The sequence below is a fragment of the Modestobacter sp. DSM 44400 genome (genome assembly GCF_900107175.1).
Classification (GTDB): domain Bacteria; phylum Actinomycetota; class Actinomycetes; order Mycobacteriales; family Geodermatophilaceae; genus Modestobacter.
Genome location: NZ_FNOZ01000150.1, coordinates 1 through 1,678, shown reverse-complemented (window position 1 = coordinate 1,678; position 1,678 = coordinate 1). Strand labels below are relative to the sequence as shown.

Sequence of the window (1,678 nt, the reverse complement as noted above, 5' to 3'; positions counted from 1 at the left end):
CGGTCCGGGGTGACCGGTCGCCTGGTCAGGCACGGGCGGACCACCGCTCGGCGGCCGACTGGCCGGTCAGGCCGGTGGCCCGGCCGATGTCGGCCCACGGTGCCCCGGCCGCGAGCGCGGCGCGGACCGCGACGTCGAGCGCGCGGGCGGCGGCGGCCTGTCGGGTCGCGGCGGTCTCGACGGCCTCGAGGGCCTGCCACCCGGCGATGTGGCCGTGCCATTCCTGCATGACCCGGTTCTCGTCGGCGGCCTCGAGATCGGCCCACGGGCCGGGGACGGCGAGCAGCCGCGCCGCGGGGTCGGCCAGCTCGGGTGCGGGCATCCGGGTCCAGGGGTGCCGCGCCAGCCGCAGGCGCGGCCGGCGGCCCAGCCGGCGACCGCGGCGTCCGGGCGCCACTCCTCGGCCTGGTCGATCACCTCACGGTGAACCTGGCCACTGGTGTGGGCGTGCACGATCCCGTCGCCGCGGATGAGGGTGCCGTCCTGCCAGAGGTGCTCGACGGTCGAGCCGTCGCGGTAGGTCAGCCGGACCCGCTCGCCGGTGCACGGCCCGTCGTCGGGTCGGCGGGCGTCTTCCGGTAGCACTCCGCGTGCGCTGCTGGTTCCGGCGCCGTGCGCGCCATCGGCGAACAACGGCACCACCCAGCCTTCATGCTCCTGGTCGTCCACGACCGGGCCCATCCATCCCATCGCTCCTCCTCGTGGTGCGCTTCCGTTCGGTGCTTCCCGTTGCTGGCTTGATGGCCTACGGCTTTTCGGCGCGCCTGCCGCGCCCTGGGTGGTTGTCCGGCTCCTGCCGCGCGGTGTCGGTGGCGCTCCCCGCGACCGGGCCGGGAATCGTCGAGCCTGGGCAACCGAACACATGGCACGGCGGCACCCCCACAGCACTTATCTGCTCCTCGACCCGGCGCCGGCCTCGTGGTGCGGGCCGCCACGGCCTCCGGCGGCCGGGGCGAGGGCAGACACGGAGCGCGCGCTGTCGCGCACCGAGTGGCCGGCGTGCGTGGCTTCCGAGCGGCTTCTTCGAGTGGCTTCTTCGAGCGGCGTCACCGGGCGTCCGGCGGGGGCCACGCCACCACCGGCGGCAGCGTGCCCCCGCAATACGCGACGCCGTCGGGGTCGTAGGAGACGTCACGGTGGTCGTGACTGCCCGCGGCGTGCGCGATCGCGGCCAGCACCAGCCTCAGCGCGCGGCGGGCCAGGGCCGCGGCGAGGTCGCCGAGGTCGACGGGGCAGCCCTCGGCGATGCTGGCGGCTGCGTGCAGCACCCACCGCTCGCCGCTGGGGCCGACGATGACTCCGGCGGCACGGGCCGGCTCGAGGTCGGGCCAGGCGATCTACGCCCACAGGCCCTCACCTCCCAGGCCGAGAACGAGGATGATCAGGTCGGCGGCTTGCCGCCGCGGCAGCCGGTGCCCGAAGTTGACCAACAGCAGGACCGCGGCCTCGTCGGCGTAGTCACCGACCCCCGCGCGCAGCAGGGCGTTCTCCAGGTCGGCTAGGTCGAGGCCGGCGGCCCGGGGCTCAGGTCACGGTCGTCCTCCCTGCTTCCCCGCTGGGGGCGGGGGTGTGGGGGTGAGGATGTCGGTGCCCTCTGCCAGAGCCGGCCGGCGGCCGCCACGGGTTTCCGGGTGGTGGCCCGACCCGCCCGGCGCTGGGATGGCTCACCACCGCGGGG

At 75.9% G+C, this 1,678-nt stretch carries 2 protein-coding genes; both read right to left on the bottom strand.

Features of this window, described 5'->3' with window-relative positions:
* Positions 1–25: 25 nt before the first annotated feature.
* Positions 26–322 (bottom strand): hypothetical protein, encoded by a 297-nt coding sequence (locus BLW04_RS29055; protein WP_254782000.1) that lies wholly within the window; start codon positions 320–322, stop codon positions 26–28.
* Positions 323–1,046: 724 nt separating this feature from the next.
* Positions 1,047–1,268 carry a hypothetical protein gene (locus BLW04_RS29050; RefSeq protein ID WP_254781998.1) on the bottom strand — a complete coding sequence of 74 codons (222 nt, stop codon included), beginning with the start codon at positions 1,266–1,268 and terminating at the stop codon, positions 1,047–1,049.
* Between the last annotated feature and the right edge of the window lie 410 nt (positions 1,269–1,678).